Source organism: Streptomyces synnematoformans, assembly GCF_039531005.1.
Lineage (GTDB): Bacteria > Actinomycetota > Actinomycetes > Streptomycetales > Streptomycetaceae > Streptomyces > Streptomyces synnematoformans.
This window is the reverse complement of record NZ_BAAAPF010000749.1, coordinates 1-685: the sequence shown is the minus strand read 5'-3', so window position 1 is coordinate 685 and position 685 is coordinate 1. Positions and strand designations below refer to the sequence as shown.

Below are 685 nucleotides of genomic sequence, written 5' to 3'. Positions count from 1 at the left end.
GGCGGCGGGCAGAGCGGGCTGACCACCGCGCTGCGGGCGCTGGCCGCCCCCGGCTCACCGGTGCTGGTCGAGTCCCCCACGTACCCGGGGCTGCTCGCCGCGGCCCGCGCCGCCGGGCTGCGGCCCGCGCCGGTGCCGCTCGACGCCGACGGCGTACGGGCCGACCTGCTGGCCGACGCGTTCGCGGCCACCCGCGCCCGGGTGTTCGTCTGCCAGCCGCTGTTCCACAACCCCGCCGGCGCCGTGCTGGCGCCCGAGCGGCGCGCGGCCGTCCTCGACACCGCCCGTGCCGCCGGGGCGTTGCACGTCGAGGACGACTTCGCCCGCCGGCTCGCGCACGCCGACGCGCCGCCGGCACCGCCGCCGCTGGCCGCCGCGGACCCGGACGGCGTCGTGGTGCACGTCCGCTCGCTGACCAAGGCCGCCTCCCCCAGCCTGCGGATCGGGGCGCTGTCGGCGCGCGGCCCGGTGCTGGAGCGGCTGCGCGCGATCCAGGTCGTCGACAGCCTCTTCGTGCCCCGGCCGCTGCAGGAGGCCGCGCTCGAACTGGTCGGCTCCCCCGCGTGGGCGAGCCATCTGCGCACGCTCGCCGGCGCGTTGCGCGACCGCCGCGGCATCGCGCTGACCGCCCTGCGCGGCGAGCTGCTCGGCCTGGTGCCGGAGCGGCCGCCGCGCGGCGGCTACC

General features: G+C 80.6%; 1 protein-coding gene. It reads left to right on the top strand.

Annotated features, from left to right (window positions below):
* The coding region (locus tag ABD317_RS37490; RefSeq protein ID WP_344296615.1) for an aminotransferase class I/II-fold pyridoxal phosphate-dependent enzyme at positions 1–685 on the top strand (685 nt) is incomplete at both ends.